19 protein-coding genes are annotated in these 23,021 nt (G+C 63.4%); 15 read left to right on the forward strand and 4 right to left on the reverse strand.

Annotation, left to right across the window (positions count from 1 at the left end):
* The first annotated feature begins 8 nt into the window (after positions 1-8).
* From HU760_RS14450 to HU760_RS14495, 10 genes are all read left to right on the forward strand, one after another.
* Positions 9-761 (forward strand): transporter substrate-binding domain-containing protein, encoded by a 753-nt coding sequence (locus tag HU760_RS14450; RefSeq protein ID WP_186676469.1) that lies wholly within the window; start codon positions 9-11, stop codon positions 759-761.
* Positions 762-932: 171 nt separating this feature from the next.
* Positions 933-1,652 (forward strand): ABC transporter permease, encoded by a 720-nt coding sequence (locus HU760_RS14455; protein WP_186676466.1) that lies wholly within the window; start codon positions 933-935, stop codon positions 1,650-1,652.
* Positions 1,649-2,359 (forward strand): ABC transporter permease, encoded by a 711-nt coding sequence (locus tag HU760_RS14460; RefSeq protein WP_186676463.1) that lies wholly within the window; start codon positions 1,649-1,651, stop codon positions 2,357-2,359. Before HU760_RS14455 ends, HU760_RS14460 begins: the two co-directional genes overlap by 4 nt.
* Positions 2,360-2,376: 17 nt before the next feature.
* Positions 2,377-3,621 (forward strand): NAD(P)/FAD-dependent oxidoreductase, encoded by a 1,245-nt coding sequence (locus HU760_RS14465; RefSeq protein ID WP_186676460.1) that lies wholly within the window; start codon positions 2,377-2,379, stop codon positions 3,619-3,621.
* 23 nt (positions 3,622-3,644) lie between these two features.
* The gene (locus tag HU760_RS14470) at positions 3,645-4,427 is read left to right on the forward strand and encodes an amino acid ABC transporter ATP-binding protein (protein WP_186676459.1); all 783 of its coding nucleotides are present in this window, start codon (positions 3,645-3,647) and stop codon (positions 4,425-4,427) included.
* Between the two features lie 358 nt (positions 4,428-4,785).
* Positions 4,786-5,595 carry a gamma-glutamyl-gamma-aminobutyrate hydrolase family protein gene (locus tag HU760_RS14475; RefSeq protein ID WP_186676458.1) on the forward strand — a complete coding sequence of 270 codons (810 nt, stop codon included), beginning with the start codon at positions 4,786-4,788 and terminating at the stop codon, positions 5,593-5,595.
* A 572-nt stretch (positions 5,596-6,167) separates the two neighbouring features.
* Entirely contained in the window at positions 6,168-7,079 is a 912-nt protein-coding gene (gene kdgD / locus HU760_RS14480) for a 5-dehydro-4-deoxyglucarate dehydratase (protein WP_186676457.1), read from the forward strand.
* A gap of 102 nt (positions 7,080-7,181) precedes the next feature.
* Complete coding sequence (locus HU760_RS14485) at positions 7,182-8,543, forward strand: MFS transporter (protein WP_186676456.1); 1,362 nt, start codon at positions 7,182-7,184, stop codon at positions 8,541-8,543.
* Between the two features lie 79 nt (positions 8,544-8,622).
* Positions 8,623-10,176, forward strand: coding sequence for a galactarate dehydratase (gene garD, locus HU760_RS14490; protein ID WP_186676455.1), 1,554 nt, complete (start codon positions 8,623-8,625; stop codon positions 10,174-10,176).
* Positions 10,177-10,358: 182 nt separating this feature from the next.
* Entirely contained in the window at positions 10,359-11,939 is a 1,581-nt protein-coding gene (locus HU760_RS14495) for an aldehyde dehydrogenase (NADP(+)) (protein WP_186676453.1), read from the forward strand.
* An 89-nt stretch (positions 11,940-12,028) separates the two neighbouring features.
* Here HU760_RS14495 and HU760_RS14500 read toward each other — a convergent pair whose 3' ends face one another.
* Positions 12,029-12,778 (reverse strand): FadR/GntR family transcriptional regulator, encoded by a 750-nt coding sequence (locus HU760_RS14500; RefSeq protein ID WP_186676451.1) that lies wholly within the window; start codon positions 12,776-12,778, stop codon positions 12,029-12,031.
* 195 nt (positions 12,779-12,973) lie between these two features.
* Between HU760_RS14500 and HU760_RS14505 the strand changes: the two genes are divergently transcribed.
* Positions 12,974-13,303, forward strand: coding sequence for a hypothetical protein (locus tag HU760_RS14505; protein WP_186676448.1), 330 nt, complete (start codon positions 12,974-12,976; stop codon positions 13,301-13,303).
* A gap of 373 nt (positions 13,304-13,676) precedes the next feature.
* Entirely contained in the window at positions 13,677-14,468 is a 792-nt protein-coding gene (locus HU760_RS14510; RefSeq protein WP_437179844.1) for a hypothetical protein, read from the forward strand.
* Positions 14,469-14,470: 2 nt separating this feature from the next.
* Here HU760_RS14510 and HU760_RS14515 read toward each other — a convergent pair whose 3' ends face one another.
* On the reverse strand, positions 14,471-15,052 hold the full coding sequence (locus HU760_RS14515; RefSeq protein WP_186676445.1) for a hypothetical protein: 582 nt from the start codon (positions 15,050-15,052) through the stop codon (positions 14,471-14,473).
* Between the two features lie 225 nt (positions 15,053-15,277).
* Between HU760_RS14515 and HU760_RS14520 the strand changes: the two genes are divergently transcribed.
* The gene (locus HU760_RS14520) at positions 15,278-17,407 is read left to right on the forward strand and encodes a TonB-dependent receptor (RefSeq protein ID WP_186676443.1); all 2,130 of its coding nucleotides are present in this window, start codon (positions 15,278-15,280) and stop codon (positions 17,405-17,407) included.
* Between the two features lie 88 nt (positions 17,408-17,495).
* Here the strand turns inward: HU760_RS14520 and HU760_RS14525 are convergent, their stop codons facing one another.
* Entirely contained in the window at positions 17,496-18,788 is a 1,293-nt protein-coding gene (locus tag HU760_RS14525; RefSeq protein ID WP_186676440.1) for a PQQ-dependent sugar dehydrogenase, read from the reverse strand.
* Positions 18,785-19,213, reverse strand: a complete 429-nt coding sequence (locus tag HU760_RS14530) for a DUF2231 domain-containing protein (protein WP_186676437.1) — start codon at positions 19,211-19,213, stop codon at positions 18,785-18,787. The genes HU760_RS14525 and HU760_RS14530 overlap by 4 nt, the downstream gene beginning before the upstream one ends.
* A 155-nt stretch (positions 19,214-19,368) precedes the next feature.
* Here HU760_RS14530 and HU760_RS14535 point away from each other — a divergent pair, with 155 nt between their 5' ends.
* On the forward strand, positions 19,369-19,668 hold the full coding sequence (locus HU760_RS14535; RefSeq protein WP_186676435.1) for a hypothetical protein: 300 nt from the start codon (positions 19,369-19,371) through the stop codon (positions 19,666-19,668).
* A gap of 359 nt (positions 19,669-20,027) precedes the next feature.
* Positions 20,028-23,018: a T6SS effector BTH_I2691 family protein gene (locus HU760_RS14540; protein ID WP_217858971.1), complete on the forward strand. Its 2,991-nt coding sequence runs from the start codon at positions 20,028-20,030 to the stop codon at positions 23,016-23,018.
* Positions 23,019-23,021 lie beyond the last annotated feature (3 nt).

Raw genomic sequence — 23,021 nt, forward strand, 5'->3', positions numbered from 1 at the left:
GGTGCGAGATGAACAAGACCATGGCCTTGGTGGGTGCGTGCGCCCTGCTGCTGTCGGGTGCCGCCAGTGCCGAAACCCTGCGCTTCGCCACCGAGGGCGCCTACCCGCCCTTCAACTATGTCGACGCCGATAACCAGCTGCATGGCTTCGATGTCGACATCACCCACGCCCTGTGCGAGCAGATGAAAGTCGAATGCACGCTGGTGGCCCAGGACTGGGAAGGCATCATCCCTGCCCTGATGGCGCGCAAGTATGATGCGGTGGTGGCCTCGATGATCGACACCGAAGAGCGGCGCAAGAAGATCGCCTTCACCGACCACTACTACCGCACCCCGCTGACTGTCGCCGTGGCCAAGGACAGCAAGATCACCGACGCCCAGACCAACTTCGACGGCTACACCGTAGGCGCCCAGTCGTCGTCCACCCAGGCCATCTATGCCGAAGACGTCTACGCCAAGGCGGGTGCCGACGTGAAGCTGTACCCGACCATGGACGAGGCCAACGCCGACCTGGCCGCAGGCCGCCTGGACGGCGTGATCGCCGACAAGTTCCCGCTGCACGAGTGGATGACCAAGAACGGTGGGGACTGCTGCAAGGTCCTCGGCGACGTGGCCAACACCAAGGCCGACGCTGCGATTGCCGTGCGCAAGGATGACGAAGCCCTGCGCCAGCGCCTGAACACCGCGCTGCAACAGATCGTGGCCAACGGCACTTACCAGAAGATCGCCAGCAAGTACTTCGCTTTCGATATCTACAACTGATCTTCAGGAAACTTTGCGCACCTCCTGTGGGGGCGGCCTTGCGTCGCCAAAGGGCCGCGCTGCGGCCCCGGCAATCTGTGCAGTTGCATGAATCCTGGGCCGCTACGCAGCCCTTTGGCGACGCAAGGCCGCTCCCACAGAGATCGCACCTACCCGCCCTAGGGGTTTGTCATGCTCGATCAATTGTCCTTGCTGTCCTTTGCCAGCGGAGGCTGGGGCCAGGCGCTGCTGGCCGGTGCCCTGGTCACGCTGTCCCTGGCCCTGGCCTGCCTGCCCATCGGCCTGCCGCTGGGCCTGCTCGTCGCCCTCGCGGCACGCTCGCGCAAGCGCCTGCCTCGGCTCTGGGCCACCACCTTCTCCACCGTGTTCCGCGGCCTGCCCGAACTGCTGACCCTGCTGATCATCTATTACGGCTGCCAGATCGCCGCGCAGAAGATCCTCGCCGCCATGGGCTATCCGGGTGAATTCCTGATCAACACCTTCCTCGCTGCGATGATCGCCTTCAGCCTGGTCTTCGCCGCCTTCTCCAGCGAAATCTGGCTGGCAGCCTTCAAGACCTTGCCCAAGGGCCAGCTGGAAGCCTGCTCGGCGCTGGGCCTGAGCAAACGCACCGGATTCTTCAAGGTGCTGCTGCCGCAACTGACCCGTATCGCCCTGCCCGGCCTGTCCAACAACTGGCTGTCGCTGCTCAAGGACACCTCCCTGGTTTCCACCATCTCGCTGGTCGACCTGATGCGCCAGACCAACCTGGCCGTCAGCGTGACCAAGGAACCGATGTTCTTCTATGGCGTCGCCTGCCTGGGCTACCTGCTGTTCGCCGCCCTCTCCGGGCGGGTGTTCGCTTTCATCGAACGGCGTAGCAACCGTCACCTGCAAGGAGCACGCGCATGAGCCTTGATCAACTGCTGGCGTTGGTTGTCGACCCCAACCTGCTGGAGCGCTACGGCCCGCGCTTCCTCGATGGCCTGCTGGTGACCGCCAAGCTGGTGGCGATTTCCTTCAGCCTGGGTGCCGTGCTGGGCCTGCTGCTGGCCCTGGCGCGCATGTCGCGTAGCCTGCTGCTGCAACGCATGGCTGCTGGCTATGTGTACTTCTTCCGCGGCTCGCCGCTGCTGGCCCAGCTGTTCCTGCTGTATTACGGCCTGGGCTCGCTCAAGGGCTTCTGGCAGGACGTCGGCCTGTGGTGGTTCTTCCGCGAGGCGTGGTTCTGCACCCTGCTGGCGTTCACCCTGAACACAGCCGCCTACCAGGCCGAGATCTTCCGCGGCAGCCTGATGGCCGTGGCTCCGGGTCAGCATGAAGCAGCGCGGGCCCTTAACCTGAAGCGCTCGACCACCTTTTTCAAGGTGATCCTGCCGCAGTCACTGTTGGTGGCCATCGGCCCCCTGGGCAACGAACTGATCCTGATGATCAAGGCCAGTGCGATCGCCTCGCTGGTGACCATCTACGACCTGATGGGCGTGACCAAGCTGGCCTTCTCGCGCAGTTTCGACTTCCAGATCTACCTGTGGGCCGCCGTGCTCTACCTGTTGATCGTCGAACTGGTGCGGCGCCTGTTGAAACACCTGGAAGCCCGCCTGGGCCGCCACCTGAATTGACCGAAGGATACGTTCCAATGCATTGCCAGACCCTTGTCCTCGGCGCCGGCATCGTCGGCGTCAGCACCGCGCTGCACCTGCAGGCCCGCGGGCGCCAGGTGATCCTGATCGACCGTGACGAACCGGGCAGCGGCACCAGCCACGGCAATGCCGGGCTGATCGAGCGCTCCAGCGTCATCCCCTACGCCTTCCCCCGGCAACTGGGCGCGCTGCTGCGCTACGGCCTGAACCGCCAGCCCGATGTGCGCTACAGCCTGCTGCACCTGCCCAAGGCGGCACCGTGGCTATGGCGCTACTGGCGCCAGTCGGCCCCCGGACGCCTGGCCGGGGCTGCCGCCGACATGCTGCCGCTGGTGCAACGCTGCGTCGAAGAACACGATGCACTGATCGCTGCCGCCGGCCTGGAAGGCCTGGTGCAGGCCAAAGGCTGGATCGAAGTGTTCCGTGACCCGGCGCTGTTCGCGCAGGCCAAGGCCGACGCCAAAGGCCTGAGCCGCTATGGCCTGCAGTTCGAAATCCTCGAGTGCGGGCAATTGCAGGCCCGCGAACAGCAACTGGACGCCACCGTGGTCGGTGGCATCCACTGGCTCGACCCCAAGACCGTGAAAAACCCTGGCGCCCTCACCCGCGGCTACGCCAGCCTGTTCCTGCAACGCGGCGGGCAGTTCTTGCATGGCGATGCACGCAGCCTGCGCCAGGTCGATGGCCAATGGCAGGTCGACAGCCGCCGCGGGCCGATCACCGCCGATGAAGTGGTGGCCTGCCTCGGCCCACAGTCAGCCGACCTGTTCAGCGGCCTGGGCTATGAGATCCCGCTGGCGATCAAGCGTGGCTACCACATGCACTACAGCACCCGCGACGGCGCGCAGCTGGAGCACTCCATCTGCGATACCCAGGGCGGCTACGTGCTGGCGCCCATGGCCCGCGGCGTGCGCCTGACCACCGGCATCGAGTTCGCCGCCAGCAGCGCACCGGGCAACCAGATTCAGCTGGGCCGCTGCGAAGCCCTGGCGCGCAAGCTGTTCCCGGCGCTGGGCGAGCGCCTGGATGACACCCCATGGCTAGGCCGTCGCCCCTGCCTGCCCGACATGCGCCCGGTAATCGGCCCGGCCCCGCGCCACCCAGGGTTGTGGTTCAACTTCGGCCACGCCCACCACGGCCTCACCCTGGGCCCGGTCAGCGGCCGCCTGGTGGCCGAACTGGTCACTGGCGAACGCCCCTTCACCGACCCCGCGCCCTATAGCGCGACCCGTTTCGACTGAACCCACGCGGGAGAACAACAAAGATGACCGCACCACTGAGCCTTGCCAGCCTTGCCCCCGAACCCGACCCACGCCCGGTGCTGATCCGCATCGAGGGCCTTAACAAGCACTACGGCGCGTTCCATGTACTGCGCGATATCGACCTGCAGGTGCGCGAAGGTGAACGTATCGTGCTGTGCGGGCCGTCCGGCTCGGGCAAGTCGACCCTGATCCGTTGCATCAACCGCCTGGAAGTGGCCCAGCAGGGCAGCATCAAGGTGGACGGCATCGACCTGGCTGCCACCACTCGCGAGGCGGCGCGAGTGCGCAGCGATATCGGCATGGTGTTCCAGCACTTCAACCTGTTCCCGCACATGAGCGTACTGGACAACTGCCTGCTGGCCCCCACCAGCGTACGCGGGTTGTCGCGCAAGGATGCCGAAGAGCGGGCGCGCATGTACCTGAGCAAGGTCGGTATCGAAAGCCAGGCGCACAAATATCCCAGCCAGCTGTCCGGTGGCCAGCAGCAGCGGGTGGCGATTGCCCGGGCGCTGTGCATGAAGCCACGCATCATGCTGTTCGACGAGCCCACCTCGGCGCTGGACCCGGAGATGGTCGCCGAAGTACTGGATGTACTGGTGCAACTGGCCGGCACCGGTATGACCATGCTCTGCGTCACCCATGAAATGGGCTTTGCCCGGCAGGTCGCCGAGCGGGTGCTGTTCCTCGAAGGAGGGCAGATCATCGAGGACAGTCCGCCGCAGGTGTTCTTCAACCAGCCGCGCACCGAGCGGGCCAAAGGGTTCCTGGCGCAGATACTGCACTGAGAGCTGTTGCTTCCTCCTCGCGGGCATGCCCGCGAGGAGGAAGCAACAGGCGCCACCTTCATTGCATCGCTGCAAAGACCCGACTGCATCGTTAAATATTATTGACCACCATCCCCGCCAAACCCACGCCGCCACAGGCCTGCATCGGTTTCAACCCCCAAGAACCGGTGCATTCCACGCATTCAAGGCCCCTTCAGTCGTTTGACATATCGAACGGCTCTGGCAAGCTATCTACAAGCCCCGACCGGAATCGTCGCCTCTGACGAGCCGGCAGTGCTCGGGGCTACAGGCTGCACCCAGGGCCGCGCGCCGTGCACCTGCACAACAACGACAGGCCGAACCTGTCCCAAGGTGACATATGTCCAACAGCAACATTGGCAACAAGCAACCTTCCCTGCGCAAACCCGTCGTCCTGATGACCATGGGCAGCCAAGAGCGCAAAGGCCATGACTACCAGGTCATGACCCACAAATACATCACTCCGCTGGTCGAGTTCGCCGATTGCGTACCGGTGCTGGTCCCCACCTGCTGCGGCATCGATGACCTTGAAACCTACCTGGACATGGCCGACGGCGTGTACCTGACCGGCGCGGGCAGCAACATCGACCCGGCCCTGTACGGCCAGGAAAACCAGACCCCCGGCAAAGGCCAGGACAAGAACCGCGACCTGTTCGACATCCCGCTGGTCAAGGCGGCGATCAAGCGTGGCCTGCCGATCTTCGGCATCTGCCGGGGCATGCAGGAAATCAACGTGGCCCTGGGTGGCGACATCTACCAGAAGGTCTACGCCGAGCCTGGCTTCAACGACCATCGGGAAAACCCGGAAGACCCGGTCGAGGTGCAATACGCCCAGGTACACGGCGTGAAGATCGCGCCTGGCAGCTGGCTGCGTGACACCCTGGGCAGCGACGAAATTCGCGTCAACTCGCTGCATGGCCAGGGCCTGCGCAAGCTCGGCGCCGGCATCGAGGCCATCGCCCATGCCGAAGACGGCCTGGTCGAGGCGATTCACGCCCCGAGCCTCTCGCCGTTCCTGTTCGCCGTGCAATGGCACCCAGAGTGGCAAGCGGCGAGCAACCCGGACTCGATCAAGATTTTCCAGGCCTTCGGCGATGCCTGCCGGGCCCAGGTACGCAAGGCGCAGATCAAGCGCCAGCAGGCTGCCTGACCTTCGCTTCACTGCGCTTTGATCGCGGGGCGGCGCAAGGTCGCCCCCGCTTCCCCGGTCACCCTCTGCTGGTCCCGGAATACTTCCCGTGGAAGCGGGCGGCGGGCTTGTGCCTGTCTCCGCGATCTTTTTTCCTTTTCCCCTTAAGAGATATGATGACTGCCGAGTGGTTGTCGTTGGATCTTCTGCGCCTGGGAGATCGAGCGCCGCCCGCGCGGCGCATCGCGGATGAAATCCGCTCCTACATCTGTTGCACCGTGGCCATGCCTGCGAGGCCATGGTTGTCAGCAGGTTTGCAAGGCTCAAGTCATGCGCCAAGGCTGGCAACCATGGCGTAACAGGTTCGGCACGTTGCAACAAATGTGGGAGCGGATTTCATCCGCGATGCGCCGCGCGGGCGGCGCTCGATTTACGCAACCACACACATCTAAAACCAATCCGCCCTGGCATCCCCCTGCCATCCCCGCAAAAAATTCCCAAAAGGCACTAGTCATCGTACAAGTTGTACGATAACTTACCTCAAGCGCAAAGCAACACCCTTCACCCCCAAGCGCCACAGGATGCCTACAACAATGACGCCACAAGAACTGAAATCCATCCTCTCCCACGGCCTGCTGTCTTTCCCTGTCACCGACTTCAATGCCCAGGGCGACTTCGACCCGGTGGGCTACGTCAAACGCCTGGAATGGCTCGCCCCCTACGGCGCCAGCGCCCTGTTCGCCGCTGGCGGCACCGGTGAGTTCTTCTCCCTGGCCGCCAGCGAGTACAGCCAGGTGATCAAGACCGCAGTCGACACCTGCGCCACCTCGGTACCGATCCTCGCCGGCGTTGGTGGTGCCACCCGCCAGGCCATCGAGTACGCCCAGGAAGCCGAGCGGCTGGGTGCCAAGGGCCTGCTGCTGTTGCCGCACTACCTGACCGAAGCCAGCCAGGAAGGCGTTGCCGCCCACGTCGAAGCGGTATGCAAATCGGTGAACATCGGCGTAGTGGTGTACAACCGCAACGTCTGCCGGCTGAACGCCGACCTGCTGGAAAAGCTCGCCGAGCGCTGCCCGAACCTGATCGGCTACAAGGACGGCCTGGGTGACATCGAGCTGATGGTGTCGATCCGTCGCCGCCTGGGCGAGCGCTTCAGCTACCTGGGTGGCCTGCCGACCGCCGAGGTCTATGCGGCTGCCTACAAGGCCCTGGGCGTGCCGGTGTATTCCTCCGCCGTGTTCAATTTCGTGCCGAAGACCGCCATGGCCTTCTATAACGCCATTGCCCGTGACGACCATGCCACCGTGGCCAAGTTGATCGACGACTTCTTCCTGCCCTACCTGGACATCCGCAACCGCAAGGCCGGTTACGCCGTCAGTATCGTCAAGGCCGGTGCCAGGATTGCCGGTTACGATGCAGGCCCGGTGCGTACCCCGCTGACCGACCTGACTGCCGAAGAATACCAACAGCTCGCCGCGCTGATGGACAAGATGGGCCCGCAGTAAGCGCTGCCCGCGGCCTGCCAGATGCCGCGCCCGGAGTGGCCAGCCACTCCGGTTACCCTTACATGAGCCCGCATAAAAATAACTAGTGGGAGTACTGCCAGCATGCAAGCGAGCCAAAAGACGCATGTGCGCTACCTGATCCTGTTCATGCTGTTCCTGGTGACCACGATCAACTATGCCGACCGCGCCACCATTGCCATCGCAGGTTCCAGCCTGCAGAAAGACCTCGGCATCGATGCCGTCACCCTGGGTTACATCTTCTCTGCCTTCGGCTGGGCCTACGTGGCCGGTCAGATTCCCGGCGGCTGGCTGCTCGATCGCTTCGGTTCGAAGAACGTCTATGCCTTCAGCATCTTCACCTGGTCGTTGTTCACCCTGCTGCAGGGCTTTGTCGGTGGCCTGCCGGTGGCCTGGGCGGTGGTGACGCTGTTCACCCTGCGCTTCCTGGTCGGTTTTGCCGAAGCCCCGTCGTTCCCGGGCAATGCCCGCATCGTCGCGGCCTGGTTCCCGACCCAGGAACGCGGCACCGCCTCGGCCATCTTCAACTCGGCGCAATACTTCGCCACGGCCCTGTTCGCACCGCTGATGGGCTGGATCGTGTTCAGCTTCGGCTGGGAGCACGTGTTCGTCGTCATGGGCGCACTGGGCATCGTGTTCTCCATGGTCTGGCTGAAGACCATCTACAACCCGCGCCAACACCCGCGCATCAGCCCGGCCGAGCTCGAACATATCGAGCACAATGGCGGCCTGGTGGACATGGACCAGAAGCGCGGCAGCGACGGCCCGAAATGGGGCTATATCCGGCAACTGCTGACCAGCCGCATGCTGCTGGGGGTGTACCTGGGCCAGTACTGCATCAACGCCATCACCTACTTCTTCCTCACCTGGTTCCCGGTGTACCTGGTGCAGGAGCGCGGCATGACCATCCTCAAGGCCGGCTTCATCGCCTCGTTGCCGGCGGTCTGCGGTTTCATCGGCGGCGTGCTGGGCGGGGTGATCTCCGACTGGCTGCTGCGCCGCGGCAACTCGCTGACCTTCTCGCGCAAGCTGCCGATCGTCTGCGGGCTGCTGCTGTCAACCAGCATGGTGTTCTGCAATTACGTCGATACCGAATGGATGGTGGTCGGCTTCATGACCCTGGCGTTCTTCGGCAAAGGCATCGGCGCACTGGGCTGGGCGGTAGTCGCCGACACTTCGCCCAAGCAGATTGCCGGGCTGTCTGGCGGCCTGTTCAACACCTTCGGCAACATCGCCTCGATCACCACCCCGATCGTCATCGGCTACATCATCAGCGCCACCGGCTCGTTCAAGTGGGCACTGGTGTATGTGGGCGCCAATGCCCTGGTGGCGGTATTCAGCTACCTGGTCATCGTCGGCCCGATCAAGCGCATCGAGCTGCGCGAAACCCCAAAGCCTGACGCCGGGCCAGCCGCCAGCGGCAAACTGGCCAGCTCGCACCATTGACCGAGCACGCCTGCGTCGACCCTCCCCCGGCGCAGGCGGATGTACAAAAGCCTGAGAACCTCACAAACAGGGCCCGAACATGCAGTTGATCGAACATTCCGACTCGCCCCGCTACGTCCGCCTGCACGCTGACGACAACGTCGTGGTGGTGGTCAATGCCGGCGGCCTGGGCGAAGGCGCCCGCTTCGCCGACGGCCTGACCCTGGTCGAAGGCGTGCCACAAAGCCACAAGGTGGCCAGCGTGGCCATTGCCAAGGGCGAGCCCGTACGCCGCTATGGGCAGATCATCGGCTACGCACTGGAAGACCTGCGCCAGGGCAGCTGGGTGCAGGAAAGCCAGCTGGCCATGCCGGCGGCCCCGGCGCTGGACAGCCTGCCGCGCTGCGATGCTGTCCCGCAGCCGCTGCCGCCGCTCGAAGGCTTCAGCTTCGAAGGCTACCGCAATGCCGACGGCAGCGTCGGCACCCGCAACATACTTGGTATCACCACCACCGTGCAGTGCGTGGCCGGGGTACTGGAGCACGCCGTCAAGCGCATTCGCAGCGAGCTGCTGCCCAGCTACCCGAATGTCGATGATGTGGTGGCCATCACCCACAGCTACGGCTGCGGCGTGGCGATCAATGCGCGCGATGCCTACATCCCGATCCGCACGGTGCGCAACCTGGCGCGCAACCCCAACCTCGGCGGCGAGGCCCTGGTCATCAGCCTGGGTTGCGAAAAGCTGCAGGCCGACCAGGTGATGCACGCCGACGACCCTTCGGTGGACCTCAGCGATCCGTGGCTGTACCGCCTGCAGGACGCCAGCCTGGGCTTTGTGGAGATGATCGAGCAGATCATGCAACTGGCCGAAAGCCGCCTGAAGAAACTCGACCAGCGCCGCCGCGAGAGCGTACCGGCCAGCGAACTGATCCTGGGCATGCAGTGCGGGGGCAGCGATGCCTTTTCCGGCATTACCGCCAACCCGGCGCTGGGCTATGCTGCCGACCTGCTGGTTCGTGCCGGTGCCACCGTGCTGTTCTCGGAGGTGACCGAAGTGCGCGATGCGATCTACATGCTGACGTCGCGCGCGCAAGACCAGGAGGTGGCCGATGCGCTGGTCCATGAGATGGACTGGTACGACCGTTACCTGCAACAGGGCGCCGCCGACCGCAGCGCCAATACCACACCGGGCAACAAGAAAGGCGGCCTGTCGAACATCGTCGAGAAGGCCTTGGGCTCGATCGTCAAGTCCGGCAGCGGCGCCATTCAGGGTGTGCTTGGCCCGGGCGAACGGGTCAAGCACAAAGGCCTGATTTTCTGCGCCACCCCGGCCAGCGACTTTGTCTGCGGCACCTTGCAGCTGGCCGCTGGCATGAACCTGCACGTGTTCACCACTGGCCGCGGCACCCCCTATGGCCTGGCCATGGCGCCGGTGGTCAAGGTCTGCACCCGCAGCGAGCTGGCCCAGCGCTGGCCCGACCTGATCGACATCGATGCCGGGCGCATCGCCAGCGGCTGCGCGACCATCGAAGAGCTGGGCTGGGAGCTGTTCCACTACTACCTGGACGTGGCCAGCGGCCGCAAGCGGACCTGGGCCGAGCAGCACCGCCTGCATAACGACATCACCCTGTTCAACCCGGCGCCGATTACCTGATGGCCCGAGGTTGCTCGGAAGTCCGCTATTTCACCATCCCTGTAGGAGCGGGTTCACCCGCGATCACCGGCGCAGCCGGTGCCTTCCACCGCGTTGGGTTGTTCGCGGGATAAACCCGCTCCAACAGGGCTGCGCCCCCCAAATGAGTTCCACTTTTCCCCTCAAGCCCACAGGAGCACCCCATGCCTGAAATCCTCGGCCACAACTTCATCGCCGGCCAGCGCAGCGCCGCGGGCCAACAGCGCCTGCAGGGCCTGGACGCCAGCACTGGCGAGGCGCTGCCATACAATTTCTTCCAGGCTACCGAAGGCGAAGTGGACCAGGCTGCCAAGGCCGCTGCTGCGGCCTTCGCCGAATTCCGCCAGTTGGCCCCGGCGCGGCGCGCCGAATTTCTCGACGCCATTGCCGCCGAACTGGATGAGCTGGACGACGCCTTCATCGCCATCGTCTGCCGCGAAACCGCTCTTCCCACCGCGCGTATCCAAGGCGAGCGCGGCCGTACCAGCGGCCAGATGCGCCTGTTCGCCCAGGTATTGCGCCGAGGCGATTTCCTTGGTGCGCGCATCGACCTCGCCCTGCCCGATCGCCAGCCGTTGCCACGCGTCGACCTGCGCCAGATGCGCATCGGCGTCGGCCCGGTTGCGGTATTCGGCGCCAGCAACTTCCCGCTGGCCTTCTCTACCGCCGGGGGCGACACCGCCGCCGCCCTGGCTGCCGGTTGCCCGGTGGTGTTCAAGGCCCACAGCGGCCACATGGCCACGGCCGACCTGGTGGCCTGCGCCATCCAGCGCGCCGCCGAGCGCACCGGGATGCCCAAGGGGGTATTCAACATGGTCTTCGGTGGCGGCGTCGGCGAGTGGCTGGTCAAGCACCCGGCCATCCAGGCGGTTGGCTTCACCGGCTCGCTGAAAGGCGGTGACGCCCTGTGCCGCATGGCCGCCGAACGCCCGCAGCCAATCCCGGTGTTCGCCGAGATGTCCAGTATCAACCCGGTGATCATCCTGCCAGGCGCCTTGGCCAAACGTGGTGATTCGATTGCCCGCGAACTGACGGGTTCGGTGTGCCTCGGCGCTGGCCAATTCTGCACCAACCCGGGCCTGGTGATCGGCCTGCAGTCACCGCAGTACAGCCAGTTGCTGGCCGATCTTGGCCAGCAACTGGCTCAACAAGCCGGCCAGACCATGCTCAACGCCGCGGGTTTGCGCAGCTACGTGGGTGGCCTGGAGCATTTGCAGGCCCACGCCGGTATCCAGCACCTGGCCGGCCAGGCGCAGGCAGGCAGCCAGGCCCGTGCGCAACTGTTCAAGGCCGATGCCCGTTTGCTGATCGAATCCGACCCGTTGCTGCAGGAAGAAGTGTTCGGCCCCACCACCGTGGCCGTCGAAGTGCAGGACAACGCACAATTGCGCAGCGCCTTGCTCGGCCTGCGTGGGCAACTGACCGCAACGCTGATCGGCGAACCCGAGGACTTCGAGGCCTTTGCCTGGCTGGTGCCGCTGCTGGAAGAAAAGGTCGGGCGGATCTTGGTGAACGGCTACCCGACCGGTGTCGAGGTATGTGAGGCAATGGTGCATGGCGGGCCGTACCCGGCAACCTCGGATGCCCGCGGCACCTCGGTCGGCACCCTGGCCATCGACCGCTTCCTGCGCCCGGTGTGCTACCAGAACTACCCGCAGGCCCTGTTGCCCGAAGCACTGCGCGATGACAACCCGCTGGGGCTGCGTCGGCTGGTGAATGGCCACTGGCGTGAAGGGCCGATCTGACCGGTTGCTTGAAACAACAAAGCCCCGCGCATGGCGGGGCTTTTCCTTCGGCGTGCCGGCGACCATGCCGGCGCTGCCAGCCAAGGGGTTCAGGCCCCCTGTGCCTCGGCCTCGGCATGGGCCTGGCGCAAACGCTCGCGGCTATTGCTCAGGTGCATGCGCATGGCCATCTTGGCCCCTTCGCTGTCACTGCGGGCGATGGCTTCGTAGATCGCCTCGTGCTCATGCATCAGCCGGCTCATGTAATGCGCCTGGTCATCATGCGCCAGCCGCGCCGAATTCAGCCGGGTACGCGGAATGATGCTGGTACCCAGGTGGTTGATGATGTCGGCGAAGTAGTGGTTGCCGCTGGCCTGGGCGATGCGCAGGTGAAACTGGAAGTCGGCAGACACTGCGTCGCTGGCATGGGCTGCCCCTTCGTTGATTTCATCCAGCGCCGCACGCATGCCGGCCAGCTGTTCATCGCTGCGGCGCTGCGCTGCCAGGCCTGCCGACTCGATTTCCAGGGCGATGCGCAATTCCAGCACCGCCAGCACTTCGCGCAATGTGACGACAGTCGCCGGGTCGATGCGCAAGCCACCGGTGGCCGGCGCATCCAGGACAAAGGTACCGATACCGTGACGGGTCTCGACCTGCCCGGCGGCCTGCAGCCGCGAGATCGCCTCCCGCACTACGGTGCGGCTGACGCCCTCTTCGGCCATGATCTGCGATTCGGTCGGCAGCTTGTCGCCGCGCTTGAGCTGGCCGCTGCGAATCCGCTCGGTCAGCACCGTGACCAGTTCCTGCGCCAGGCTGCGCGGCTTGCGCCGGGTCCTTGGCTGTACCTGCTGCTCTGTCATTACGCTGTATTTCACCTAGAAAGACAGCCGTCATCATAGCGCAAGCAGTTGTACGATCACATACATACGGTGCGGTATTTCTCGGCCCCGCCGCCGGTCGCGACACGGCGTTTCTCACTGACGGCAAATTGCTGGCCCCCGGCTTCCTGAAGCGAAGGCAAACTCCCTGTTCCGTCAGACGTTTAGGACAGCAACATGCGCGTAATTCTAGCAACGATGGCCGGCTGCCTGCTGGCTACGCTCGCTTTCGGCGCCCAGGCACAGGCGTTGAGCCAGAACGATCGCCACACCTGCGACTGGGGCGCGCAGATCGCCGCCGAGGCCCAGCAGGCCAAGCTTTCCGGGGTAACGCTGTATGCCACCCGCAAGAAGCTACAGGTACGCAAATTCGCCAAACCGTGGATGCGCATGACCGCTTTCGGTATTACCGAGCAAACCTATAACAGCCGTTCACGGCTCAAACCTGCGGCCATCAGGCAGACTTACTACGAGCAATGCGTACAGCACGCCGTTGCAAGACGTTAAACATTATTTATCAATGACTTACAGCTAAAATTTGATGTCATTTAGTAGCATGCTACACCAGGAAGATGCCTGCTACCACGTCCAGCGGCCACTTGGACGCTCGCACCAAGCGCCCAAGTGGCCAGGTTCTCCCGCCAACCAGCCACTTCCCCCATCCAGATTTCCTCAGTCAATACTCAGGAAGTGTTTGTAACTTATTGATAATAAACACTTATGTCCCGATGGTATCGATTGCCTTTACGGGTGAAACACACTGCATCGGCGGGTACGTCACCACGTAAAGACAGCGAGACGCAGCGGCCTCGCTTCAGCTGGTATTTGTTAAGCTGATCGCAACCGTCGTACCAGATCGCCGATCACATGGAGGTGAAACATGTTGCAGGAGCAACGCAAGACCCTGATCGACCTTGGCCAGTTGCCGACCCGCAACCTGGCTGAATGCCTGGCGGTAGACCAGGCGGCCCTCGCCCACGCCCTGGCCGGCCAGCTTCCCGAGGCACTGCTGGAGCAGTTGACTGCCAGCGCCGAACTGGCCCACGCACTGGGCCTGTCGAAAAAGGTGGCAGCCATTGGCCTGGCGTTGGGCCAATGGCTGGATCAGGCTCCCGCCCCCCTGCGCCAACAGGCGTTCGAGCAATGCTGCACACACCCGTCGGATACCGTGCGCAGCTGGGCGGCATTTGCCCAGGCGCACCTGTCCCGCTCGCTGCCTCTGGAAGAGGCCCTGCAGGCACAGTTGCGCTTCGCTCGTGATGAACACTTTGGTGTACGCGAGTGGGCCTGGATTGCCCTGCGGCCGCGCCTGGCGCAGAACCTTGACGCCGCTTTGCTCCTGCTCGGCCGCCATGTTGGCGATGCCGACCCGCTGGTGCGGCGGTTTTGCATCGAGATCCTGCGCCCCCGCGGGGTCTGGTGCGAACACATTGCCGCACTCAAGCAACAGCCGGAGGTGGCCGAGCCGATGCTGGTGCCACTGCTGGCCGAACCCGAGAAGTATGCCCAGGACTCGGTCGCCAACTGGCTCAACGATGCCAGCAAGACCCGCCCTGACTGGGTGCTACGGCTGTTTCATCAACACCCTCCCGCCTGCAAGGCCTCGCGGCGGATACAGGCCCGGGCCAGCCGAAGCCTGACCCCGGCAGCAGCCGAGGTCGGCGCTGGTTGAGATCAGCGTGAGGTTTCGACGCGCAGCACTTCGGTGTAGATCGCGTCGACGGTCTGCCCGACCTCGAGGTTCTTCATGCGTGCCTGCAGGTCCGGGTTCTCGACCTTGATCACCTGCAGCTTGCCTTCCGGTGGCAGCAAGCTGACCTCATGCTTATCGAGGTCGATCTTCTTGATCTGCGAGGTGACCTTGACCTGGCGGAATGCCTCGCCACCAGGGTTGGGGTTGTCCGCCGTGGCGCGGATGGTACCGGACTCGTCAGTCGCCTTTGGCGCCCCGCCTACTTCGGGATTCAACACATAGGCCACCGCGCGGGTGACATAGATGTCGACCTGGTCACCCACCTTGAGGTTGTGCAGTGCCTTGGCCTTTTCCGTGAGCTGGAAGGTCACATCCTTCTTCGCATCGGGACCTTTCACCGTGACCTGGCGCTTGCCCAGGTCGATGGCCGTGACTTGTGTGGTGACGTGGCTTTCCAGCGCCTCGCTGCCGATGGGAATACCGGCAGCCTGCACCGTGAAACTGGCAGCGCAGGCCAGCGTGGCAAGAGCGACAGCACGAGCGATGGAGCGAATTGGATTCATAGGCCTGCTTCCCTGTAATCAAGACCGGACGATTGCGCGTGATGCTCACGCGCTGACAAGCATAGCCGTTCCCGGTTGGCTTGCCGGGCCAGCCCCTGGCGACAGGTTCAGCCCGCGTGCAACCAGGCAGGCCGCCGCAATAGCAAATGCGAATTCTTTACACTTGCTTTACATTTGAGAATCGTTAGTATTCGCAACCTCGAATACAACAACGAGTCACCTGTAATGGCAAAAAAGTCTGTTGCCCCGGCTTCGCTTTCCATGCTCGGCCTGCTGGTCATGCCTGCTGCTCATGCAGCTCAACCTGAGTCGCAGGGTTCCCTCGCCCTGCCCGCCACCGCCGTCACCAGCGCCTATGAGCAGCAGAGCTACAAGGCCGTTGAAAGCCGCAGCGCCTTGAAGATCGACGCGCCGCTGCGCGACATCCCGCAAACCGTCAACGTCGTGCCGGAAAGCGTGATCAAGGACCAGGGCGCCCAGTCGATGCAAGATGTGCTGAAGAACGTGCCTGGCGTCGGCCTGTCCAACGGCGATGGCCAGCGCGATCAGGTGACCATCCGTGGCTTCAGCGCCATTGGCGACATGTACATCGACGGTGTGCGCGACGATGCGCTGTACTTCCGCGACCTTTCCAACATCGAGCGGGTCGAGGTGATCAAGGGCCCCGCCGCCGTGTTGTATGGCCGTGGTTCCTCGGGTGGCCTGATCAACAGCATCAGCAAGAAACCCAGCTTCACGCCCAAGCGCGAAGTCGGCATGAGCTTCGACAGCGAAGGCAAGCGCCGCACCCAGTTCGACAGTGGCTGGGCCGACCCGCAGGGCAACCAGGCCTACCGCGTTACCGGTGCCTTCGAAGACAGCGACACCTTCCGCGATGATGGCTACATCGACCGCAAGGCCATCGCGCCATCGGCCTACTTCCGCCTCTCCGATGACCTGGAACTGAACCTGGGCGCCACCTACCTGTATGACAAGCGGCTGATCGACTTCGGCATCCCGGCCCTGGGCAACCGCCCGGTGGATGTGCACCGTGACAAGCGCTTCGGTTCCGGCGATGCCGACCAGGACTATGCCCGCAGCGAAGTGTTCTCGCTGACCGCAAGCCTCGATTACCGCATCAACGACGACTTTACCCTGACCAACACCAGCCGTTACTACCGCTACGACCTGGACCGCAACAACACCCTCGCCGACAGCGGCCCGAAGCGCTTCGTCACTGCGCCCGATGGCGAGCTGCTGGTCAAGCTCAACCGCGGCAACGTCGCCCGTGACGAGTACGGCCTGTTCAACCAGACCGAGCTCAAGCAACAGGCGCAGCTGGCCGGGATGCAGCACAACCTGCTGTATGGCGTGGAGGTGGGTTTCCAGGACAAGCACCAGCGGGTCCTGAGCCAGAACAACGTGGCCCAGGTGCCGGTGTACCGAGACGCCCTGGTAGCGGTGCCGGAACACGCCGCCAACCTGTCGTCGAAGGGCACCAACTTCCAGCAGACCACTGGCCTGTACGTCCAGGACATGATCGAGCTGAATGAGCATTGGAAAGCGCTGGTCGGTGTGCGTTATGACATCTTTGGCCAGGAATACGACGACGACCGCGTGCAGAACGTCGACCTCGACCGCACCGACAAGACCTGGAGCCCGCGCGCCGGCCTGGTCTACCAGCCGGATGCCATCCAGTCCTACTACGTTTCGGTCAGCCGCAGTTACCAGCCCTCGGGCGAGGTATTCGCGGTCAGCCCGAGCAACCAGCACCTGGAGCCGGAAGAAACGACCAACTACGAAATCGGCGCCAAGTGGGACCTGCTCGACAGTCGCCTGTCGTTGACAGCAGCGCTGTTCCGCCTCGAGCGCACCAACATCAAGACCGCCGACCCGGCCAACCCCAACCTCACCGTGCTGGCTGGCGAGCAGCGCACCGACGGCTTCGAAGCCACCGTCAGCGGCCAACTGAGCGACAAGTGGCAGATCTACGCCGGCTACGCCTACCTGGACGCCGAGATCACCAAGTCCAACAGCAAGACCAATGGCGTGGCGAACGAAGGCCAGACCCCGACCCTGACGCCGCGCAACAGCGCCAACGTCTGGCTGGTGCGTACCCTGACCCCGCAATGGCGCGTGGCCGCCGGTGCCAACTACGTCGACGAGCGCTACACCGCACTTGATAACGTGGTGGTGATGCCGGGCTACACCACCTTCGACGCCGCGCTGCTGTACAGCGTGCCGCAGTGGGACGCCGCGCTGCGCCTGAAGAACGTGTTCGACCGCGACTACTACGCCTCTGCGCACGGCTCGGTGGACCTGATCACCCCAGGCGCACCGCGTACACTGGAAGCCAGCTTCAACTACCGCTTCTGATCACTCGGCAAGCAATCCGCCCCCCTGCAGGGGCGGCCTTGTATCGCGAAAGGGCCGCAAAGCGGCCCCGTACACCATGCAGATGCAATCAGCGGTTACGCGTCACCCGCCAGACCGTATTGGCCAGGTCATCGGCAATGATCAACGCACCACTCGGATCCACCGTCACCCCCACCGGCCGCCCGCGGGTCTTGCCATCCTCACCGCGGAAACCGCTGGCGAAGTCGATCGGCTCACCTGCCGGCTTGCCATTGCCGAACGGCACGAAGATGACCTTGTAGCCGACCGGATTGGGCCGGTTCCAGCTGCCATGTTCACCCACGAAGACGCCGTCGGCGAAGCGCTCGCCCATGGCCGGGATGGAGAAAGCCACGCCCAGTGCCGCCACGTGCGAACCGAGGCTGTAATCCGGCTTGATCGCCGCCGCGACCTTGTCCGGGTTCTGCGGCCGTACCCGCTCATCCACGTTCTGCCCCCAGTAACTGTAAGGCCAGCCGTAGAAACCACCTTCACGCACCGAGGTCAGGTAGTCCGGCACCAGGTCGGGGCCCAGCTCATCGCGTTCGTTGACCACCGCCCACAGCTGCCCGGTCTGCGGCTGGATGGCCAGCGCCGTCGGGTTGCGCAGGCCCGTGGCATAGGGCCGGTGCGCGCCGGTTGCAGCATCGACCTGCCAGACCATGGCCCGGTCGATCTCCACTTCCAGCCCGCGTTCGGTGATGTTGCTGTTGGAACCGATGCCCACGTACAGGTAACGACCATCCGGACTTATCGTCAGCGCCTTGGTCCAGTGGTGGTTGATCGCGGCAGGCAGGTCGGTGATCTTGGTCGGCGGGCCATCGGCCCGGGTCTGGCCGTCCTGGTAGTCAAAGCGCACCAGGGCATCCTGGTTGGCCACGTACAGCTTGCCAGCGGCAAAGGCCAGGCCGTACGGCGCATTGAGGTTTTCTGCAAACACCGTCTGCAGCTCATAGCTACCGTCGCCGTCGGCATCGCGCAGCAGGGTCAGGCGGTTGCCCCCCTTGACCTGGGTATTGCCCTTGGCCTTGATCTGGTTGGCAATGACATCCTTGGGCTTGAGCTTGGCCGCGCTGCCACCGCGGCCCTCGGCGACCAGGATATCGCCATTGGGCAACACCAGGGTCTGCCGCGGGATCTTCAGGCCGGTGGCGATGGCCGTGACGGTAAAGCCTTCAGGTACCGTCGGCTTCTGCTCACCCCAGGCTACCGGCTGGGCGATTTTCATGCTCGGCAGCAGGCCACGTTGTGGCGCCGGCAGTTTCGGGTCGGGGCCAAGGGCCTGGGTCGGCTCGCCATCACCGCCACACGCAGTCAACAGCAACGCCATGCTCAACAGGCCCAACGCAGGTACAAGCTTCATGCCGCACCTCCCGAGCGCAGGCCGCTCAAACCGGTCCAGGCGGCCACTGTCGCGAGCACGCTCGCGATCACCGACAGCACCAGCCCGGACGGCATTACCGCCCAGGCGTCCCTGGCATGTTCGAAGGCATTGATCAGCCCCAGCACCCAAGTCACCAGCAGCAGCACGAAGTACAGCGTCGGCCGGCCGCCCTTGTGCTCGGCACGGATCAGGTTGGCCAACGCGAACAATAGTGCCAGCCCGCAAAATACCAGGGCGCCGGCGATCAGCCAGGCGGCGAAGTTGCTCCACTGGATCTGGTAACTGTTGAAGTAGGCGATGTCGCTCAGTAGCGCAGCGAGAAACAACGGAACGCTGCCGGCCAGCAGCAAGGCATGCAGCGGGCTGGGGGTATGGCGGTAGAAGGTTTGCTCGGATGCGGTCACGGTGCCTCCTTTTCATTCAGTGACCCAGGGGCTGATGGCGTGGCCACCAGGCGTGCGCAGGGCGCGCCTAGCAAAGGAGCCTCTCGACAAGGCGATAGTTCACCGTTTGGTTTGAATGGCCTATGCTGCGAGGCGTTGGCGCAAGGAGACAACCGATGAGCAGCAACCCGATTCGCCCGCGTTCGCCCTGGGCGTTGACCACCCTGCTGGCGCTCGGCCTGGTGCTCGTGGCCGGTTGCTCCAGCAAGACCGGCAAGACCCACTATGCGGCACGCACAATAGGCTCCAACTGCTTCGCCAAAGCCGTCCCCACCACTGGCGAAGGTGGCCTGGCATGGGGCGATACCTTGAGCATCGCCCGCAAGAAGTCGCTGGACAACTGCGTGCGTTATGCCAGCCGGTCGGGGGGCTCACCGAGAACTTGCCAGGTGGTGATGGCCAAGTGCAAGAACTGAATGTATATAAACAGGAACTAAAGTAAGTTCTTTCCTACAAATAATTCTGAAATCTTTTCCGCTTATTGCGCCACGCCCTGACCGCAACTAGATCAAATATGTTTTTACATTTTCGCTCTCGACTTGAAAGCGAAAGCCTGGGCATTGTCTTGTCATTGAAAGCAGACCAGCAAGGCTGCTCGATGGCAACTTGACCGGTACTCCCCGGCGATACAAGCCGCCAATAACGCGACAACAACGCATTTCCGCCCGATTGGTTTCCAATAACCCTTGGTAGGCGAACGATGGACTTATCGGTCGTGAACCAGGCTTTTTGCTTTTCATGATTTACACAGATTGCCCCTGGGTAAGGAGCTCCCATGAACGACGCCTCCGTGAGCAGCGCCACCTCCGGCCCTGCCTGCAGCGCACGCATCCCGATCCTGCCGGTGCGCTATGCCATCGTCCCGCGCAGTGGCGACGCTCCCGCCTGCCGCTATGCCGCTGCCGGCTTCAACCTGGAACAAGGCTTCCCCCTGCTGCGGCACTCCGCCTACACCCTGCGCGCCCTGCGCCCAGGCTATGTCTATGTGTTCATGCAAGGCCCCCTGGGCCAGAAGCTGGTCATCCATGAGTACCTCGGCGCAGGCCTCTACAAGGAACTGCGCTATCGCGGCCTGGAGGGCTACCACCTGCGCGATCGCTACCTGTCCAGCCGTACCCTGGGCTGGGTCTGGGCCGACACCTGCCCCGATACCGCCAGCGAAGTATGGGTCGGCTACAGCCCACACCTGTGGACCAATGCCATGACCGCCCGCATCAGCGCTTCGCCAGCCCTGCGCAAACGGCACATGCGCCAGCTGGACATGGCCGAACTCATCAGCGCCAGCCAGGCCCCGTCAAGCCAGCCGCATGTCTTGCCAGTCAGTGCCCTGCCCACCTGGGTTGAAGATTTCAAGCCCGCCGCGCGGCGCATGCCCCTGACCTGGAGCAGCGATCCGCTCAGCGAAACCTTGCCCATCGGCAACCTTGTGGCCGTCGGCCGGCACTACCCTTACACCCAGCCGAAGGTCCCGGTGGTGGTCGCGCTCGCCGACGCCGAGGGCATGGCCCTGGACCTGAGCCTGTCGGTGTCCGCCTACCAGCACCAACTGCGCGACCTGATGCCCGCCGAGCAGCTGCCACACCTGAAACCCGCAGAGGGCCCCGAGCACGAACGGGTACCGGCCTGCTATCGGCTGGATGCCGAACAGCTGAGCCCGCAGAGCCGCGACTTCCACCACCGCAACCTGGTCGCCGTGCTGCTGGACAAGACCCTGGTAAGCCTGTATCCGGCGGATGCGCCATCTCCGGAGCTGGCCGCGTTCCGGCTGGGCACGGAACGTCGCGGGCCTGCCCTGTCGCCCTCGGCCTCGCGTTTCCAGGCCCTCACCCACGAGGACTATTCACCCCACGGCGCGCGTCTGGCACAGCGCCTCGATAGCGCCAGCTACCTGCGCTTCCTCGCCGAACGCGATGAGCTGGAGCAGCGCATCGGCGCCCTGCGCAGCCAGGCCTTGCAAGCCAGCCACGACCATGACACCTGGCTGGCAACCGCCGAACCCCGACATATCGACGATCCCTACAGCCTGGCCGCCGCCCTGGCCTGCTACGACCGCGACGAACTCACCTCTGCCCGCGGGCTGGAAATTTCCCTGGCGCTGCTGATCCAGCCGATGGCCCAGCCGGCTCCCGGTACCGAAGACCAGGACCGGCGCTTCAAGCGCCTGGAGCAGTGGCTGGACCAGCACGACAGCCCGCTCTACACCGCCCTCGCCCCGTTCAACCCGTTCAAGGACAAGGCCGACGCGATCGGCAGCCTGCTCGGCGCCAGCGACAACGTGATCGAAGGCTTGGCCGGGCGTTTTCCGGCCATGGCCGACATCACCGACCTGACGGCCCAGTCGGTCAACACCGTGGTGCTCAAGCGCCTGCGCGGGCAGACTCGCTGGGATGCCAGCCGTGGCCTGCGCCAGCAAGTGCTGCTGGCGGCAGGTGAAGCCAATGCCGAGAAGGCACTCGGGCTGTTGGCGGCACGCTATCGGATTACCGACCAGGCGATCAGGGAAAATCCATTCAGCCAGGAGGTGCAGAAGTACCTGAAAAGCGGCATGGCGCAGGTGGAGGAAATGAAGCGCCTGCGGATCTCGGGGAGCCGGACGATTTCAGTTGAAATGACCACTACCGTACGGGTGAAACCCAACTTCCTCGGGTTGCTGACATCCAGCGTTGGCGGCGGGTTGAACGCCGGGATGCTGTGGTTCAACGTGTTATCGCTGAAGACGGCCTACAACAGCCTGCAGAAAAGTGATGCGCCGGAATACACCACGGGCTTCGCTTCATCGATCTTCGGTGTAATCGGTGCGGCGGCGTCGACCTTGGTCAGCGTACGTGCAACGCAGAAAGCCGTGATGCTGAGGTTGAGTTCGACTGCGCCAGGGATGGCGTTTGGCAATGGATTAGTCAAATTTCTAGGAAGTAACCTGTTTGCGCGGGTATCTGGATATCCGGCAATTTTACTTGGATTGCTTTCAGATCTGCAGAAGGCGGAACGTCAAAAGGACAACGGCGACTCAAGAGCTGCCACGTATACTACCCGCGGCGGGTTCGCCATTGCTGTGGGGTCTGTGTTGGTACTTGAGGGTAGTCTAGCGATCGCAGGTCCAACGCTGTTAATTCCGTTTGCAGGCTGGGCTGCTGGCTCAATTTTCTTAGCTGGGACGGCAATCATTGCGACCGGATTGTACCTTCATGCCAAAGCACATGAAAGGATCCATACCCCTACAGAGCTATGGGCTGCCAGATGCGTATTCGGCACACGCAAGAACGACGGTGAAGCACGAGAAAATATCACACTTGACTTTGAAAGAAGACTACCAAAATTCAGAAATTTAACTGATGAAATTGAAGCTTGGTACGCTGACCACTATGCGCCCATTCTGCTGACAGAAAAGGAAGCAGGCCTTATTGGTGTTGAAGGATTAAACAGCGCCTGGAGCGAAGCCAACCATTGGTCAACACCAAACTGGACCTCAATTATATACAATGAGGTGGCCACAGCCATACCTTCCGCAGAATTCTCAATTCTTTTAAAAGGCTTCCTCATAGGGCAAAGTGAATGGTCAGCCACTGTCAATAGTCTATCTGAGAACAACCAGGAGTCGAACCTAACAATGCATATAGTCTGCTTTCCCACAAAAGCAGGCCTGATTCTGAACTTCAAGGGTTCAGTACAAAATAAAAGAAGCATAAGCCTTAGCGTCGACTACCACCCTAATCAAGGTCTACTTACGACCTCAGCATCATCCGCCAAATTCACACTGAGCAACTAGCAT

It is taken from the genome of Pseudomonas oryzicola (assembly GCF_014269185.2).
Taxonomy (GTDB): Bacteria; Pseudomonadota; Gammaproteobacteria; order Pseudomonadales; family Pseudomonadaceae; genus Aquipseudomonas; species Aquipseudomonas oryzicola.

What these genes read in the sequence shown, in the direction of transcription:
- HU760_RS14450 (WP_186676469.1), top strand. Translation starts at nt 9, where the DNA reads ATGAACAAGACCATGGCCTTGGTGGGTGCGTGCGCCCTGCTGCTGTCG.
- HU760_RS14455 (WP_186676466.1), top strand. Translation starts at nt 933, where the DNA reads ATGCTCGATCAATTGTCCTTGCTGTCCTTTGCCAGCGGAGGCTGGGGC.
- HU760_RS14540 (WP_217858971.1), top strand. Translation starts at nt 20,028, where the DNA reads ATGAACGACGCCTCCGTGAGCAGCGCCACCTCCGGCCCTGCCTGCAGC.
- HU760_RS14460 (WP_186676463.1), top strand. Translation starts at nt 1,649, where the DNA reads ATGAGCCTTGATCAACTGCTGGCGTTGGTTGTCGACCCCAACCTGCTG.
- kdgD (WP_186676457.1), top strand. Translation starts at nt 6,168, where the DNA reads ATGACGCCACAAGAACTGAAATCCATCCTCTCCCACGGCCTGCTGTCT.
- HU760_RS14510 (WP_437179844.1), top strand. Translation starts at nt 13,677, where the DNA reads ATGTTGCAGGAGCAACGCAAGACCCTGATCGACCTTGGCCAGTTGCCG.
- garD (WP_186676455.1), top strand. Translation starts at nt 8,623, where the DNA reads ATGCAGTTGATCGAACATTCCGACTCGCCCCGCTACGTCCGCCTGCAC.
- HU760_RS14520 (WP_186676443.1), top strand. Translation starts at nt 15,278, where the DNA reads ATGGCAAAAAAGTCTGTTGCCCCGGCTTCGCTTTCCATGCTCGGCCTG.
- HU760_RS14465 (WP_186676460.1), top strand. Translation starts at nt 2,377, where the DNA reads ATGCATTGCCAGACCCTTGTCCTCGGCGCCGGCATCGTCGGCGTCAGC.
- HU760_RS14500 (WP_186676451.1), bottom strand. Translation starts at nt 12,778, where the DNA reads ATGACAGAGCAGCAGGTACAGCCAAGGACCCGGCGCAAGCCGCGCAGC.
- HU760_RS14505 (WP_186676448.1), top strand. Translation starts at nt 12,974, where the DNA reads ATGCGCGTAATTCTAGCAACGATGGCCGGCTGCCTGCTGGCTACGCTC.
- HU760_RS14470 (WP_186676459.1), top strand. Translation starts at nt 3,645, where the DNA reads ATGACCGCACCACTGAGCCTTGCCAGCCTTGCCCCCGAACCCGACCCA.
- HU760_RS14485 (WP_186676456.1), top strand. Translation starts at nt 7,182, where the DNA reads ATGCAAGCGAGCCAAAAGACGCATGTGCGCTACCTGATCCTGTTCATG.
- HU760_RS14495 (WP_186676453.1), top strand. Translation starts at nt 10,359, where the DNA reads ATGCCTGAAATCCTCGGCCACAACTTCATCGCCGGCCAGCGCAGCGCC.
- HU760_RS14515 (WP_186676445.1), bottom strand. Translation starts at nt 15,052, where the DNA reads ATGAATCCAATTCGCTCCATCGCTCGTGCTGTCGCTCTTGCCACGCTG.
- HU760_RS14475 (WP_186676458.1), top strand. Translation starts at nt 4,786, where the DNA reads ATGTCCAACAGCAACATTGGCAACAAGCAACCTTCCCTGCGCAAACCC.
- HU760_RS14535 (WP_186676435.1), top strand. Translation starts at nt 19,369, where the DNA reads ATGAGCAGCAACCCGATTCGCCCGCGTTCGCCCTGGGCGTTGACCACC.
- HU760_RS14525 (WP_186676440.1), bottom strand. Translation starts at nt 18,788, where the DNA reads ATGAAGCTTGTACCTGCGTTGGGCCTGTTGAGCATGGCGTTGCTGTTG.